The organism is Streptomyces sp. NPDC056128, assembly GCF_042263835.1.
In the GTDB taxonomy this organism is placed as follows: Bacteria; Actinomycetota; Actinomycetes; order Streptomycetales; family Streptomycetaceae; genus Streptomyces.
In genome coordinates this window covers 816,305-830,036 of record NZ_JBHJVQ010000002.1, presented here as the reverse complement: position 1 = coordinate 830,036, position 13,732 = coordinate 816,305, and the positions used below count along the sequence as shown (strand labels likewise).

At 73.8% G+C, this 13,732-nt stretch carries 13 protein-coding genes and 1 pseudogene; 6 read left to right on the top strand and 8 right to left on the bottom strand.

The genetic code is table 11. The features are described from left to right. Positions 1-19: 19 nt before the first annotated feature. Complete coding sequence (locus ACFC1X_RS07720) at positions 20-1,570, bottom strand: HtaA domain-containing protein (RefSeq protein WP_376349646.1); 1,551 nt, start codon at positions 1,568-1,570, stop codon at positions 20-22. Positions 1,571-1,631: 61 nt separating this feature from the next. Further along, positions 1,632-3,056, bottom strand: coding sequence for an HtaA domain-containing protein (locus ACFC1X_RS07715; protein WP_376349645.1), 1,425 nt, complete (start codon positions 3,054-3,056; stop codon positions 1,632-1,634). A gap of 102 nt (positions 3,057-3,158) precedes the next feature. Here ACFC1X_RS07715 and ACFC1X_RS07710 point away from each other — a divergent pair, with 102 nt between their 5' ends. The 5 genes and pseudogenes from ACFC1X_RS07710 to ACFC1X_RS07690 all read left to right on the top strand — a co-directional run bounded on the left by ACFC1X_RS07710 (position 3,159) and on the right by ACFC1X_RS07690 (position 7,479). Then, positions 3,159-4,187 carry a hemin ABC transporter substrate-binding protein gene (locus ACFC1X_RS07710; RefSeq protein ID WP_376349643.1) on the top strand — a complete coding sequence of 343 codons (1,029 nt, stop codon included), beginning with the start codon at positions 3,159-3,161 and terminating at the stop codon, positions 4,185-4,187. Continuing rightward, positions 4,184-5,275, top strand: coding sequence for a FecCD family ABC transporter permease (locus ACFC1X_RS07705; protein ID WP_376349641.1), 1,092 nt, complete (start codon positions 4,184-4,186; stop codon positions 5,273-5,275). Before ACFC1X_RS07710 ends, ACFC1X_RS07705 begins: the two co-directional genes overlap by 4 nt. Beyond that, entirely contained in the window at positions 5,272-6,126 is an 855-nt protein-coding gene (locus ACFC1X_RS07700) for a heme ABC transporter ATP-binding protein (protein ID WP_376349639.1), read from the top strand. Before ACFC1X_RS07705 ends, ACFC1X_RS07700 begins: the two co-directional genes overlap by 4 nt. 266 nt (positions 6,127-6,392) lie before the next feature. Further along, positions 6,393-6,530, top strand: a pseudogene (locus ACFC1X_RS07695) (iron transporter); the annotation flags it as partial. Then, the gene (locus tag ACFC1X_RS07690) at positions 6,490-7,479 is read left to right on the top strand and encodes a hypothetical protein (RefSeq protein ID WP_376349638.1); all 990 of its coding nucleotides are present in this window, start codon (positions 6,490-6,492) and stop codon (positions 7,477-7,479) included. The pseudogene ACFC1X_RS07695 and the gene ACFC1X_RS07690, both read left to right, overlap by 41 nt. A gap of 22 nt (positions 7,480-7,501) precedes the next feature. Here the strand turns inward: ACFC1X_RS07690 and ACFC1X_RS07685 are convergent, their stop codons facing one another. Together ACFC1X_RS07685 and ACFC1X_RS07680 are read right to left on the bottom strand one after the other, a co-directional pair. Further along, the gene (locus ACFC1X_RS07685; protein WP_161329717.1) at positions 7,502-8,233 is read right to left on the bottom strand and encodes a bifunctional DNA primase/polymerase; all 732 of its coding nucleotides are present in this window, start codon (positions 8,231-8,233) and stop codon (positions 7,502-7,504) included. A 91-nt stretch (positions 8,234-8,324) separates the two neighbouring features. Continuing rightward, positions 8,325-8,972 (bottom strand): TetR/AcrR family transcriptional regulator, encoded by a 648-nt coding sequence (locus ACFC1X_RS07680; protein ID WP_376349637.1) that lies wholly within the window; start codon positions 8,970-8,972, stop codon positions 8,325-8,327. Between the two features lie 105 nt (positions 8,973-9,077). On the opposite strand from ACFC1X_RS07680, the gene ACFC1X_RS07675 reads away from it, so the two are divergent. Further along, on the top strand, positions 9,078-9,281 hold the full coding sequence (locus ACFC1X_RS07675) for a DUF6243 family protein (RefSeq protein WP_376349636.1): 204 nt from the start codon (positions 9,078-9,080) through the stop codon (positions 9,279-9,281). A gap of 12 nt (positions 9,282-9,293) precedes the next feature. Here ACFC1X_RS07675 and ACFC1X_RS07670 read toward each other — a convergent pair whose 3' ends face one another. From ACFC1X_RS07670 to ACFC1X_RS07655, 4 genes are all read right to left on the bottom strand, one after another. After that, complete coding sequence (locus ACFC1X_RS07670; protein ID WP_376349803.1) at positions 9,294-9,950, bottom strand: response regulator transcription factor; 657 nt, start codon at positions 9,948-9,950, stop codon at positions 9,294-9,296. A 57-nt stretch (positions 9,951-10,007) separates the two neighbouring features. Beyond that, entirely contained in the window at positions 10,008-11,006 is a 999-nt protein-coding gene (locus ACFC1X_RS07665; protein ID WP_376349635.1) for a small ribosomal subunit Rsm22 family protein, read from the bottom strand. Between the two features lie 159 nt (positions 11,007-11,165). After that, positions 11,166-12,218: a serine hydrolase domain-containing protein gene (locus ACFC1X_RS07660; protein WP_376349633.1), complete on the bottom strand. Its 1,053-nt coding sequence runs from the start codon at positions 12,216-12,218 to the stop codon at positions 11,166-11,168. Positions 12,219-12,295: 77 nt separating this feature from the next. Next, positions 12,296-13,630, bottom strand: coding sequence for a multidrug effflux MFS transporter (locus ACFC1X_RS07655; protein ID WP_376349631.1), 1,335 nt, complete (start codon positions 13,628-13,630; stop codon positions 12,296-12,298). Between the last annotated feature and the right edge of the window lie 102 nt (positions 13,631-13,732).

The window sequence follows — 13,732 nt, the reverse complement described above, 5'->3', positions numbered from 1 at the left end:
CGCCCCGGCCCGCAAGGGATTACTGCTGCGTCCGGCGCGCGCGGGTCGCGTAGACCGCGCCCGCGCCGATCGCCACCGCGACGCCCGCCGCCCCGGCCAGGGCCGGGCCCGGGATGTCGGAGCCGGTGGTGGCGAGGCTGCCGGCGCCGGTCGAGCCGCCCGTGGTGGTGCCGGTGCCGCCGATGGTCGAGGCGGTGCCTCCGGTGCCTCCGGTGCTCCCGCCGGCCGAGCCGCCCGTACCGCCCGTGCCGCCGGTCGTGCCCGAGGAGCCGCCGTCCGGGAGCTGGGCTGCGTCGGTCAGCGCCACCGACAGGTCGGCGGTGTCCAGGGCCGTGCCGGCCGGGTAGAAGTCGCCGAAGGCCTTCGCGCCGGCCGCGGTGAGTGTGGCGGCGACGTCGTCGACCGTGATGACGTCCTTCTCGGCGGTGAGGTCGGCGGACTTGGCCTTCAGGTCGGCCAGCACCACGCCCTTGGTGAGCGTGCCGAGGCTGTTCACGTCGGCGCTCAGCTTGCCGCTGCCGCCGTCGAGGGTGGCCTTGAGGTTGCTCAGGGTCAGGTCGAGGCCGTACGTGCCGTTGGTCTCGTGGCCCTTGAAGTTCACGGCGCCCTGGAAGGAGGCGGTGAGCCTGTCGGCGTCGGTGTCGTAGGTGCCGGTGGCGTCCTTGAAGGTGAAGGCGCCGTTGCCGGCCGCCTGGGTCGCGCCGCCGGAGACGGTGACCCTGCCCTTGGCCATGGGGCCGACGACGTAGGCGCGGAAGGTCTGCTTCACGCCCCAGCCGAGGGTGCCGTCGGCGATCTCGCCCTTGGTGGCGGAGGCGGCGGGAGACGGACCGGTGCTGGTGGTCTTCGTCGGGGCCGGGGCGGGTGACTCGGTCTCGGGGTTCTCGGTGGGGGTGGTCTGCGAGGCGGACGGGGACGGTTCCTGCGTCTGCGTCTGCGTCTGCGACGGGGAGGGCGACGGCGAGGTGGGCGGCGTGCTCGGCGGTGTCTTCTGAACGACCGTCAGCGGGTCGCCGGCCGCGCCCGCGTAGCTCGCGCTGCCGAGGTACTCCCCCGCCTCGGCGGTGAGCGTGGTGGCCATGTCCTTCATCGCACGGGTCACGGCGACCGTGGCGAGCGGGACGTCGTCGCCCTCGGTGGTCTTGGGGGCGCCCGCGGAGGTGTCGACCTTCTTGATGTCGGCCGTGATCTCGCCGGCCTTGCTGTCGAAGCGCACGTCGGTGAGCGTGATCTCGAAGCCGTGCGCCGCGGACTTGCTCACCAGCCCGCCCTTGAAGGCCAGGTCGACGGTGTGTCCCGTGGTGTCGTAGGTGCCGGTGCCGTCGACGAACGTGAACGCGCCGTTGCCGGCGGCCTGCGTCGCGCCGCCCGACGTGGTGAAGGTGCCGAACATGCCGACGTAGGAGCGGTACGACTGCTTGACGCCCCACGTCAGCTCGTAGTCCTTGAGCGGCACTTCGGCCGCCGTGGCGGTGGTTGCGCCGGCCGTAACGAGGACGGTGGCGCCGAGCGCGGCGGCGGTGGCCACGGCGGCGGCGAGGGCGGTGGAGCGGCGTCGTCTGACGGGCATGGCTCGGTTCTCCTTGGGTGAGGGGTCGCCGGGGGGCGGTCCGGTGTCGTTGTCTCCGGGGTCAGCCCTCGTCCGCGGGGGACGCGGCGGGCAGGGCCCGGCGCCTGCGCAGGGCGACAGCCACGAGGGCCGCGGCCACCAGCAGCAGGGCGCCGGCCGTGAGGGAGACGGGCAGGGCGGGGAAGTCGCCGTCGTCGGTGGCGCTCGCGACGGGGGCGGCGGAGGTGTCGGCCCCGGTCTTCGCGGGCCGCGGGCTCGGGCTGGTCGTGGGCTCGCTGCCGAGGTCGGGCAGGGCGGGCAGTTCGGCGTCGGCGGTGAGGGCGACGGCCAGGGACAGCGGGTCCATGGCGGTGCCCGCCCGGTACATGCCGCCGAACGCCTCGGCGCCGCGCGCGGTGAGCTTGGCGGGGGCCTCGGTCACCTTCACCAGTCCGCCGGTGGCCTTGAGGTCCTTGGCGGTGAAGGTGACCAGGGGCACCTTGCGGTCCTTGACGTCGGGGCCGGTCACGTCGGCGTACAGGGTGCCTTTGCCGTCCTCGACGGTGGCCCGTACGGCGCTCAGCCGCAGGTCGAGGCCGTGCGCGCCGGTGAAGCGCACCGCGCCCTCGAAGGCGGCGGTGAGGTCGCCGTCCTCGAACGTGCCCGCGCCGCCCGGGAAGCGGAAGAGCGCGCCGCCGTCCTGGGCGCCCGCGGACAGCGTCCACTCGCCGTCGGCGATGTCCCCGGTGACGTACTCGCGGAAGGTGCGGCGCACGCCCCAGTCGACGGCGCCGTCCTTGATCGCGCCGCCCGGAGCCGCCTTGGGCTTCGGGGACTTGTCGGCCGGGGCGGGGGTGCTCGACGGCTTCTTCTCCGGCTGCCGCGCCGCCGCCGCGACGTCGGCGGACAGGCTCACCGGGTCGAGGGCGGTGCCGGCGGTGTAGTACCCGGCGAAGGAGCGGGCGCCCTGGGCGGTGAGGGTGGCGGGCAGGTTGGTCAGGGCCACGGTGTCGCCGCCGCCCCGCATGTCGATGGAGCCGAGGGAGAGGGTGGCGAAGGGCACCTGACGGGACGTCGTGACCGCCCCGGTGCCCTTCGCCTTGCTGGTGACGTCCACGAGGAGCGTGCCGGTGGCGCCGGAGATGCTCACGGTGGGACGGCTGATGGTGAGGTCGAGTTGATGGCCGCCGCCGCTCGTGCGGTGGCCGAGGAAGCGCACGCCGCCGGAGAAGCCGGCCCGGAAGGTGCCCTGGTCGCCGTCGTAGGCGCCGGTCGCGGAGTGGAAGCGGAAGGCGCTGCCGCCGACGGTGGCCGCTCCCCCGGTCAGCGAGTAACTCCCCTTGGCGATGGGCCCGGTGACGTAGCTCTGGAACGACGACTTGATGCCCCAGTCGAGCCGTCCGCCCTGCACGGTCCGGCTCTCGGCGTGGGCGGCGGTCAGGGGGAGCAGGGCTCCGAGGACGGCCGCGCACAACACGGTGACCAGGGCGCGAAGGCGGGCGGGCATGGCGAAGTCCTCCGGATCGGGGGGCCGGTAGCGAACGAAGGTAAGGCTAACCTAAGCTCTAGCCGACTGATACCGGCAGTCGACGGAAGGACGGGACGGATCGTGCGACGCTTGCGGAACCGACTGGCGGGAGCAGCGCTGTCCGTGCTCGCCCTCACCCTGACCGCGACCGGATGCGGAGGCTCCTCGGAGGCGTCGCCCGGCGGCACGGCCGGCTCGGGGGCCCCGACCGCCGGGCAGTCCGTGGCCAACCGGGTCGAGCCCCTGGCGGAGAGACCCACGCCCCGGCTCCCGGCGACCGTCCGCTCCGCCGACGGCGAGAAGGTCACGGTGGAGGGGGCCGAGCGCGTCGTCCCGCTGTCCGGCAGCCTCAGCGAGATCGTGTTCACCCTCGGACTCGGCGACCGCGTCGTCGCCCGCGACGTCACCGCCACCTTCGCGCAGGCGGCGAAGCTCCCGGTGGTCACCCGGGGCCACGACGTCTCCGCGGAGAGCGTGCTGTCGCTCAGGCCGGACCTGGTGATCGCCGAGACCACCACGGGACCGGAGGAGGCGGTGGACCAGATCCGCGCCGCCGGGGTCCCGGTGCTGTTCGTCGAGGCGGCCAAGGGCCTGGACGACGTGGGCCAGCGCATCCAGGCGGTCGCCGACGCCCTCGGCGTACCGGCGGCCGGGAAGGAGCTGACGCGGCGCTCCGAGGAGCGGATCGAGGCCGCCCGCGAGGACGTTCCGCACGGGGAGAAGCCGCGGGTCGCCTTCCTGTACCTGCGCGGCTCGGCCTCCGTCTACCTCATCGGCGGCGCGGACTCGGGTGCCGGTTCGCTGATCGAGGCGGCCGGGGCGGTGGACGCCGGGGCCTCGTCGGGCCTGGACAAGGACTTCACCGCGATCACCAGCGAGGCCCTGGTGAAGGCCGCGCCGGACGCGATCCTCGTGATGAGCAAGGGCCTGGAGTCCGTCGGCGGCGTCGACGGCCTGGTGAAGATCCCCGGCGTCGCCCAGACCCCGGCCGGGATGGACCGCCGGATCGTCTCCGTCGAGGACGGCGTCCTCCTCAACTACGGCCCCCGCACCGACCAGGTGCTCAAGTCGGTCGTGGCGCAGCTGTACGGCGAGGACGGCGCGCGGTGACCGTACTGGACAAGCCGGCCCGCCCCCAGGCGCCCGCCGACCCGGCGCCGCCCCGCACCCGGCGCACCACCGCCTGGCTGCTGACCGCCGCCCTCACCGCCGGCCTGCTGGTCCTGGTGCCGGTCGCGGCCGGCACCGGCGCCTACCCGGTCCCGCTCGGCGACGTGCTCGGCTCCCTGCTGCACCGCACCGGGCTCGGGGGCACCGAACTCGACCGGGTGGCCGAGTCGGTGCTGTGGAACGTGCGGTTCCCGAGGATCGTGCTGACCCTGCTCGTCGGCGCCTCGCTGGGCTGCGCGGGCGCGCTGATGCAGGGCGTGTTCGGCAACCCGCTGGCCGAGCCGGGCGTCATCGGCGTCTCCTCGGGCGCGGCGGTCGGCGCGGTCGGCGCCATCGCGTTCGGGCTGAACTTCCTCGGCAACTGGACGGTGTCCGTCTTCGCGTTCGTCTCCGGCCTGATCACGGTCCTCGTCGTGTACGCCATGTCCCGCGCGGGCGGCCGCACGGAGGTGGTCACGCTGATCCTCACCGGTATCGCCGTGAACGCCTTCGCGGGGGCGCTGATCGGCCTGTTCCTGTTCTTCGCGGACACGGCGGCGGTCAACCAGATCACCTTCTGGCAGTTGGGCTCGCTCGCCCAGGCGACCTGGCCGAAGGTGCTGGCGGTGCTGCCGTGCGCGGCCCTCGGACTCGGGCTCGCCCCGCTGTACGCCCGCCGCCTCGACCTGCTCGCGCTCGGCGAACGCCCCGCCCGGCACCTGGGCGTGGAGGTGGAGCGCCTGCGGATCGTGCTGGTCCTGGTCATCGCGCTGCTGACGGCGGCGGCCGTGAGCGTGGCCGGGGTGATCGGCTTCGTCGGCCTCGTCGTGCCGCATCTGCTGCGGATGATCGCCGGTCCGGGCCACCGTTTCCTGATCCCGGGCAGCGCGCTGCTCGGCGCGCTCGTGCTGCTCGCCGCCGACCTGGCCGCGCGCACGGTGGCGGAGCCCGCCGAGCTGCCGCTCGGGGTACTGACGGCGCTGCTGGGCAGCCCGTTCTTCTTCTGGCTGCTGCGCCGCACCCGGCGCAGGCAAGGGGGTTGGGCATGAGAGCCACGAAGGTGTCGACCACGCGGGGCCTGCTGCGCCTCGTACCGTCCCGTCCGCTGCCGCCGCCCCCGGCCGCGCCCGGCGACGTCCTGGCCGAGGCCGATGGTCTGCGCGTGCGCCTCGGCGGTCGGCCGGTGCTTGACGGGGTGGACGTCACCGTCCGGGCGGGCGAGGTACTGGCCCTGGTCGGTCCCAACGGTGCCGGGAAATCCACCCTGCTGGGCGCCCTCGCCGCCGATGTCCCGGCCGCCGAGGGGCTGGTACGCGTGCACGGCCACCCGGTGGCGGAGTGGTCGGCACCCGAACTGGCGCTGCGCCGGGCGGTGCTGCCCCAGTCGGCGTCGCTGTCCTTCCCGTTCCCGGTGGCGGAAGTCGTCCGGATGGGCCGGGCACCCTGGGCGGGGAGCGACCGGGAGGACGAGGACGACGCGGCGGTGGCCGAGGCGATGGCGCGCACGGAGGTGACCGGCTTCGCCGGGCGCCCCTTCTCCGCGCTGAGCGGCGGCGAGCGGGCCCGGGTGGCGCTCGCCCGGGTCCTCGCGCAGCGCGCGCCCCTGCTCCTCCTGGACGAACCGACCGCGGCCCTGGACCTGCGGCACCAGGAACTCGTCCTGCGCCTGTGCCGGGAGCGGGCGCGGGCCGGGGACGCGGTGGTCGTCGTCCTGCACGACCTCGCGCTGGCGGCGGCGTACGCGGACCGGGTGGCGATCCTGCGGGCGGGCCGGATCGCGGCCGAGGGCCCCCCGGCGCAGGTGTTCACCGAGCGCCTTCTCTCCGAGGTCTACGACCAGCCGGTGGAGGTGCTGCCGCACCCGCGCACGGGTGCGCTGCTGGTCGTCCCGCGCCGCTAGGGCCTGTCGTTCGGATCAGGCCGGCTGAAAGAGGCTGCACCTTTCGACCCACCCGAGCGGGGCGTGGTGCGTGCAGCTGCAAGGCGGAGGAGGGCGACAACGCGATGGGGGTCCCCCGCGCATGGGGGTCCCCCCGCTCGAGCGAAGCCGAGAGTGGGGGAGAAGCCGAGCGTGGGGGAGTTGGCAACCGACGACAACGCGGCAGATGTGCGTGCCACGCCCCGCGACGCCGGCATGATCCGAACGACAGGCCCTAGGCGTGAGCGGAGGTCACGGTGTGGCGGCTGTCCCCGGTCCCGGCGTTCGGACGCCACCCGGCCCCGGTAGGGTTCGCCTCCGGGAAGGGGAAGGTGAAGGAACCTGATGAGCAGGGATCGCGGCCCTCGAAGGCCCCTCCGGCTTGACCGGAAGATACTCACGGCGGCCTCGGTGACCGCTTTGTCGTTGACGGCGAGCGGATGCGTGGTGGTGCACGGCGAGCGCGAGGTGCTCCCCTCGGCCACCCGGGCCGAAGCCGCCAAGGCGCTCGAACAGTTCACCTCTGCGTACAACGCCGCCGACAAGGCGTACGACGCGTCCCTGGACGCCGACCACACCGCCGGCGCCCTCGCCGCCATCGACTCGGCGCGGCTGAAGGCGGGCCGGGCCAACCATCCGGACGGCAACCCGGCGCACGCGCCGCTGGAGCTGACCGACGCGAAGTACACGATTCCGAAGAAGGCGGGCTGGCCCCGCTGGTTCGTCGCGGACACCAAGGCCAACAAGGGCGGAAAGTCGCGCTGGCTGCTGGTGTTCACCCGCGACGGCATGGACGAGACCTGGCAGGCGACGTACCTGACGCTGGTCGCCCCGGACCGGATGCCCGAGTTCAAGACCGACGCGGACGGCTGGGCCGAGGCGGTCCCCGCCAACTCGACGGATCTGGCCGCACCGCCGGCCGACCTGAGCAAGGACTACACGACGTATCTGCAGGACGGCGGCGCGTCCTTCGCGGACGGCGTGCACACCAGTTCCTGGCGGAAGGTGCGGGAGAAGCGGTCCAGCCGCCCCGGCCTGGTCACCCAGTTCATCGACGAACCGCTGACGAACGGCGACTACGCGCCGCTGGCGCTGCGTACGAAGGACGGCGGTGCGCTGGTGTTCTTCACCACGCGCCACTTCGAGAAGCAGACCTCGGCACGGGGCGCGGCGGTGCCGACGCCGAACAAGGACGTGCTGGCGCTGACGGACGGCGAGATCAAGCAGTCGCTGACGATGGAGTTCGTGTCCAACGAGGTGGCGCTCGACCCGGCGGACGGGAAGGTGTCGATCCTGGGCCGGGTGCAGGGTCTGACGTCGGCGAAGGGCGAGTAGCCCCGCCACCCGGCCACCGGGCTCAGCGGCGCAGCGGCCAGGCCGTGCCCGCGTGGTCGCTCTCCTCACCGGCGTGCCGGGCACAGGCGTCGGTGAGGGTCTCCAGCAGGGTCAGCGGGTCCGGCAGCGGGTGCTCGGGTCCGCGCACCCAGTGCACCGTGCGGTCCTCGCCGGGCAGCCGGGCGGGCGGTACGAGTACGTAGGACCCGCGGCAGTGCCAGCGCAGCCCGGGATGCTCGTCCATGGTCTCGGGGTGGCAGTCCAGCTCGCAGGGCCACCACTCGTCCTCGTCCTCGGGGGTGCCGCGGGTGAGGGTGAACAGCAGCATGCGGCCGTCGTCGCTCTCGGCGACCGGGCCGACGTCGATGCCGGCGTCCAGCAGCCGCCGGACCGCCTCGCGACCGGCCTCCAGGGGCACGTCGAGGACGTCGTGGACCATGCCGGTCGCGGTGATGAAGTTGGCCTCGGGCTGATGCCGGGCCCAGCGCTCGATCTGCGACCGGTCGGTGGTGGACTGCGTCTGCCAGGCGAAGGAGACCGGGTGCCGCGCCGGGGTGGGACAGCCCACGCGGTCGCAGGAGCAACGGTATCCGGCGGGGTGCGCGGCGGGCGCCAGCGGCAGTCCCGCACCGGCGGCGGCGAGCAGCAGGTCCTCCCGGCCACCGTCACCGGCGGCCTCCTTGGGGCGGCGTCCGCGCAACCACGAGGAGAGTTTGCCCTGCAGACCGCTCCGACCGCCGAACTCCGCGCTCATCAAACCCCTTGCCTCGCCGTCGTGCGCACCAGCATGCCCCATGGTCGCACCATTCCGCGCTTCGGGGTCGCGAAGGGACAAACTTCCCTGGTCACCGAGGGGCGAGCCCGTGGAGCGCGTAGTCGACGAGCGTGTCGGTGTACTCGTAGGAGATCGGCGCGGTGTGCTGGAGCCAGCGCTGGGCGAGCGGGGAGACGAAGAGTTCCAGTCCGATGCGCGGGTCGACCTCCGGCCGCACCTGGCCGGCGGCCTGGGCGGCGCGCAGCCGGTCGACATAGAGCTGGAGCGAGGGCTCGAGCAGCTTGGCGACGAACCGCCGGCCGAGCTTCTCGTCCACCAGACCCTCCGCGGCCAGGGCACGGGAGGGGCCCTCGTACAGCGGGTCCCGCAGCTGGTCGACGGTCATGCGCAGTACGGCCTTGAGGTCGGCGGCCAGGTCGCCGGTGTCCGGGATGGCGTACGTCGCCTGCGTCTCGGCCCCGGCGGCCTGCGCGGCCCGGTCGCTCAGGTCGAGGAAGGCCTCCAGCAGGACGTCCGCCTTGGAGGACCACCAGCGGTAGATCGTCTGCTTGCCGACACCGGCGCGGGAGGCGATGCCCTCGATGGTGGTCTTGGGGTAGCCGACCTCCCCCACGAGGGCGAGGGCGGCGTCGTAGATGGCCTGGCGGGAGCGCTGGCTGCGCCGGGTGGCGTCGGGGAGCGGCTTGTCGGGGGCGTGAGCGGGTTTCTGAGCGGCCATGTCTCGAATCTATCAGGTTGACAAGACGCCCCGTCTCGCCGGACAGTGAAGGCACACGGTGCGAGACGAACCGTCTCGTGCCACCGATAGTCCGAAGGAGACCCCATGTCCCGAGGTGGAGCAGGAAACATGCTGGGCGTCGGCGGCACCCGCCGGAAGCTCGGCCGCGACGCCCTGCGCGGCGGCGACCGCTCCGGCAGGACCGGCGGCGCCCCGAGCCCGCAGGAACAGAAACGGGAGCTGCTGCGCAAACTCCAGGAACGACGGCAGTCCCGTCAGGAGGGGGACGGCACCGAAGAGGCGTCGTGAGATCGGGCCCGGTCAGTGTGGCTGCGCGTTCTCCAGGTAGTGGAGGACGGCGGCCACACGCCGGTCCACCTGGTCGGCCGGGGAGAGGTCGAGCTTGGCGAAGATGCTGCGGATGTGCTTGTGGACGGCGCCGTCGGTGACGACGAGCCGTCCGGCGATGGCGCTGTTGCCCAGGCCCTCGGCCATCAGGCCGAGCACCTCGCGCTCCCGGGGGCTGAGCCGTTCGAGCCGGGTGTCCTGCCGACTCCGGGTGAACAGCTGGGCGACGACCTCCGGATCGATGGCGGTACCGCCGCCCGCGACCCGCCGCAGCGCCGCCATGAACTCCTCGACCCGCCCGACCCGTTCCTTGAGCAGATAGCCGAGGCCACCCACGCCGCCGGTCAGCAGATCGGTGGCGAAGGACTGCTCGACGTAGGCGGACAGCACCAGTACCGCCAGGTCGGGACGGAGCCGCCGCGCCTCGACGGCCGCGCGGACGCCTTCGTCGGTGTGCGTGGGCGGCATCCGTACGTCCAGGACGGCGACGTCGGGCCGGTGCTCGTCGATCGCGAGGAGGACAGCCTCACCGGTGCCCGCGGTGGCGACCACGTCCAGCCCTTCGGCGCGCAGCAGCAGGGCGAGCCCTTCGCGCAGCAAGGGGTCGTCCTCGGCGATGACGACCCGCAGGGCGCGGCGCTCTTGATCTTCCACGGGCCCCACTTCCGGATCGTCGGTCCAACGACCCTACTCGTTCGCGGGGTTGCCGCCCGCCGCCCCCGGCCAGGCGTCTCCCCAGGCCGCGTCCCGCGCCGCCTTGTACAGGTCGCCGTGCCGTTTGGTGACCGTCCGCCGCTCCAGCCGCTCGTCCGGCTCGCAGAGGTCGAGCAGCACCTGGCCCTTGCGGATCTGCGGCCGCCGGACCACGCGGGAGGGGGCCGGGGAGACCGGGAGCCGGGTGGCGGCGACGTAGCTGAACTTCTCGTCCTCGTAGGCGAGGGACCCGCTCTTGACCTGCCGGTGCAGGGAGGAACGGCTGACCCGCGCCGCGAAGTGGCACCAGTCCGTGCCGGGCACGATGGGGCAGGCGGCGCTGTGCGGGCAGGGCGCGGCGACGTGGAACCCGGCGGCGATGAGCCGGTCGCGGGCCTCGATGACGCGGGCGTACCCGGCGGGGGTGCCGGCCTCCACGATCACGACGGCCTGGGCGGCACCGGCGGCGGCGTCGACGAGGGCGGCGCGGTCCGCGGGGGTCAGCTCGTTGAGCACGTAGGAGACGGTGACGAGGTCGGCGCTCTCGACGGTGAGGGCCGCTCCGATCCGGGAGCGCTGCCAGCGGACGTCGCGCAGGGCGGGGTGGGAGGCGGCGATCTCCCGGCCGAGGGCGAGGGCGGGCTCCGCCCAGTCCAGCACGGTCACCGGGCGGCGGCCGTCCCAGGTGTCGCTGACGGCCCAGGTCGCGGCACCGGTCCCGCCGCCCACGTCCACGTGGCTGCCCGGCACCCATCCCGGCACGGCGTCCGCGAACGCGGCCAGCGCGGAGCGTACGGCGGCGAAGGTGGCGGGCATGCGGTAGGCGGCGTAGGCGACGACGTCGGCGCGGTCGCGGAGGATGGGGGCGTCGGTCGGGGTGTCCCCCCGGTACTTCCCGATCAGCCGCTCCACGGCCTGCGCGGCCTGCCGCGGCGGCAGCCCGTCGACGAGGTCGGCGAGGGCGGCACGCAGGATGTCGGCAGGGTCGTTCACGCGACGATTCTACGAGGGGCTGCGCGGGCCGGGCCGGGGGTGGGTGACGCGACCCGGCGCTTGCCGGGTGCCGCCGCGCCCACCCGTGCCGCCCCAGGCGGCACATCTGCCCGCGGTAACGCGATAGGCGCTCCCGACCCACCCGCCACAGCACCGCCGTCAGGCATCCCGTACCGCTCGGGACACCCGCGTGCACACCCCCGCCCGGGGCCCGTTGGCAGCGAGCCCCCGGCGCGGGTGGACCGTGTTCGCGAGGAGGATCGCGAAGGTGTCCGTCACGCGGTCGAGGACCAGCATCGTGCCGGTGAACCCGGTGTGCCCCGCCGCCCCGCGTCCCGCCAGCTCACCCATGAACCACGCCTGGTCGAGGGCGAACCCCAGCCCCGGCTCCGTGAGCAGCAGCTCCACGAAGTCGGGACCGAGGATGCGGGCCGGCCCGTACGCCCCGCCCCCGAGCAGCGCCCGGCAGAAGACCGCGAGGTCACGCCCGGTCGAGAACAGCCCCGCGTGCCCGGCCACCCCGCCCAGCGCCCACGCGTTCTCGTCGTGGACGACCCCCCGCAGCATCCCCCGGTCGGCCTTCCCCCACGGCCGCCGCTGGTCCTCCGTCGCCGCAGCCGACGGGCACGGCCCGAAGCCCGTCGCCGTCATGCCCAGCGGCCGGGTGATCCCGTCCCGGACGAGGACGTCGAGCCCGCGCCCGGTGATGCGCTCCAGCACCTGCTGGAGGAGCAGCATGTTCAGGTCCGAGTAGCAGTACGTACCACCCGGCACCCCCACCGGCCGCTCCGCCCGCAGCAGCGCCAGCCGCTCCGCGTCGTCCGCGCAGTCGTACAGCGGAAGTTCGGGCCGCAGCCCGGAGGTGTGCGTGAGCAGTTGCCGCACGGTGACCCGGTGCTCGGCCGCACCCCGGAAGTCCGGCAGGTACGCGCCCACCTCCGCGTCGATGCCGAGCGTCCCCCGCTCGATCTGCTGCACCGCGGCGACGGAGGTGAACAGCTTCGTGAGGGACGCCAGGTCGAACGGCGTCCCCACGCTCATCGGCACCCGCTCCCGCTCCGGCAGCTCCACCCCCCGGTCGGTGTGCGGATCGTAGGCGGCGTACCGCACGGCCCACCCCGCCGCCTCCTCGACGGCGAGCACGGGCCCGCGCCCGACGGCCACGACGGCACCCGCCGCCCAGGGCCGCGCACCGGCGGTGAGGGCGTGCACGTCGGCGACGACACGGCGGAGCTGCCGGGGATCGAGCCCGGCCCGCTCAGGGCTGCCACCGCGCAGTCTCGGAGCGCTCAGTTCTCCGCTCCCTGCCCGCTCGCGGCTCCCCGCACGCTCGCACGCTCCGCCGAGGGACGCCCCATGCCCACGAGGAACACGAGGAAGCCGAGCGCCACCACCGCCGCCGTCAGCTGGACGACGGCCATCGGGAGGGCGGTGTCCTCGCCGCCGATCCCGACCAGCGGGGATGCGACGGCGCCGACGAGGAAGGAGGACGTGCCGAGCAGCGCGGACGCGGAGCCGGCCGACTTCTTGACCCGCATCAGGGCCAGCGCCTGGGTGTTCGGCAGGCTGATCCCCATCGCGGACATCAGCACGAACAGCGCGGCGGCGACCGGCACGAGCCCGACCTCGCCGAAGACGCCCAGGGACATCAGGAGCAGCGCGGTCGCGGCGGCGATCACGATCACGAGGCCGACGCACAGCACCCGGTCCAGCCGGACCCGGCCGACGAGGATCTTGCCGTTGATCTGTCCGACGACGACCAGGCCGATCGAGTTGAGCCCGAACAGCAGGCTGAAGGTCTGCGCGGAGGCGCCGTAGATCTCCTGGATGACGAACGGGGACGCGGCCACGTAGGCGAACAGGGACGCGAAGGCGAAGCTGCCCGCGAGCATGTAGCCGGTGAAGGCGCGGTCGGCGAGCAGCCCGCGCATCGCGCGGAGGGTGTCACGGGCCCCGCCCGCGTGCCGCTCGGCCTCCGGCAGCGTCTCGGGCAGCTTGGCCCAGACCACGACGCCGAGCACCACCCCGACCACGACGAGGACCACGAACACGCCCCGCCAGTCCGTCACCCGCAGGATCTGCCCGCCGATGAGCGGCGCCACGATCGGCGCGACGCCGGAGATCAGCATGAGGGTAGAGAAGAAGCGGGCCATGGCCACACCGTCGTAGAGGTCGCGGACCACGGCCCGGGCGATCACGATCCCGGCGGCACCCGCGAGCCCCTGGATCAGCCGGAAGGCGACGAGGAGTTCGACGGTGGGCGCGATCGCGCACAGGGCGGTGGCGACGACGTAGACCGCGAGCCCGGCGAGCAGCGGACGCCGGCGTCCCCACTTGTCGCTCATCGGTCCGACGACGAGCTGGCCGAGGGCCATGCCGGCCAGGCAGGCGGTGAGCGTGAGCTGGACGGTCGCGGCGGGCGCGTTCAGGGACCGGGTGACCTCCGGGAGCGAGGGGAGGTACATGTCCATCGCCAGCGGCGGCGTCGCGGTGAGGCTGCCGAGGATGAGTGTGACGAGCAGCCCGGTGCGGCGGGCGGCGCGCAGCGAGTGGACGGCCGGCCCCGTTCCGGGGCTCGTGGTGTCGGTCGATTCGTACGATATGGACGGCCCGCGCTCGGGCATGTGCCCCTCCCTCTTCTACAGATCCGCCACCTATGCTCTCAGCTCGTACGCACTTGAACGAACAGACTCGAACGAACCTGAGCGAGGGTGGGGCAGCGTGTC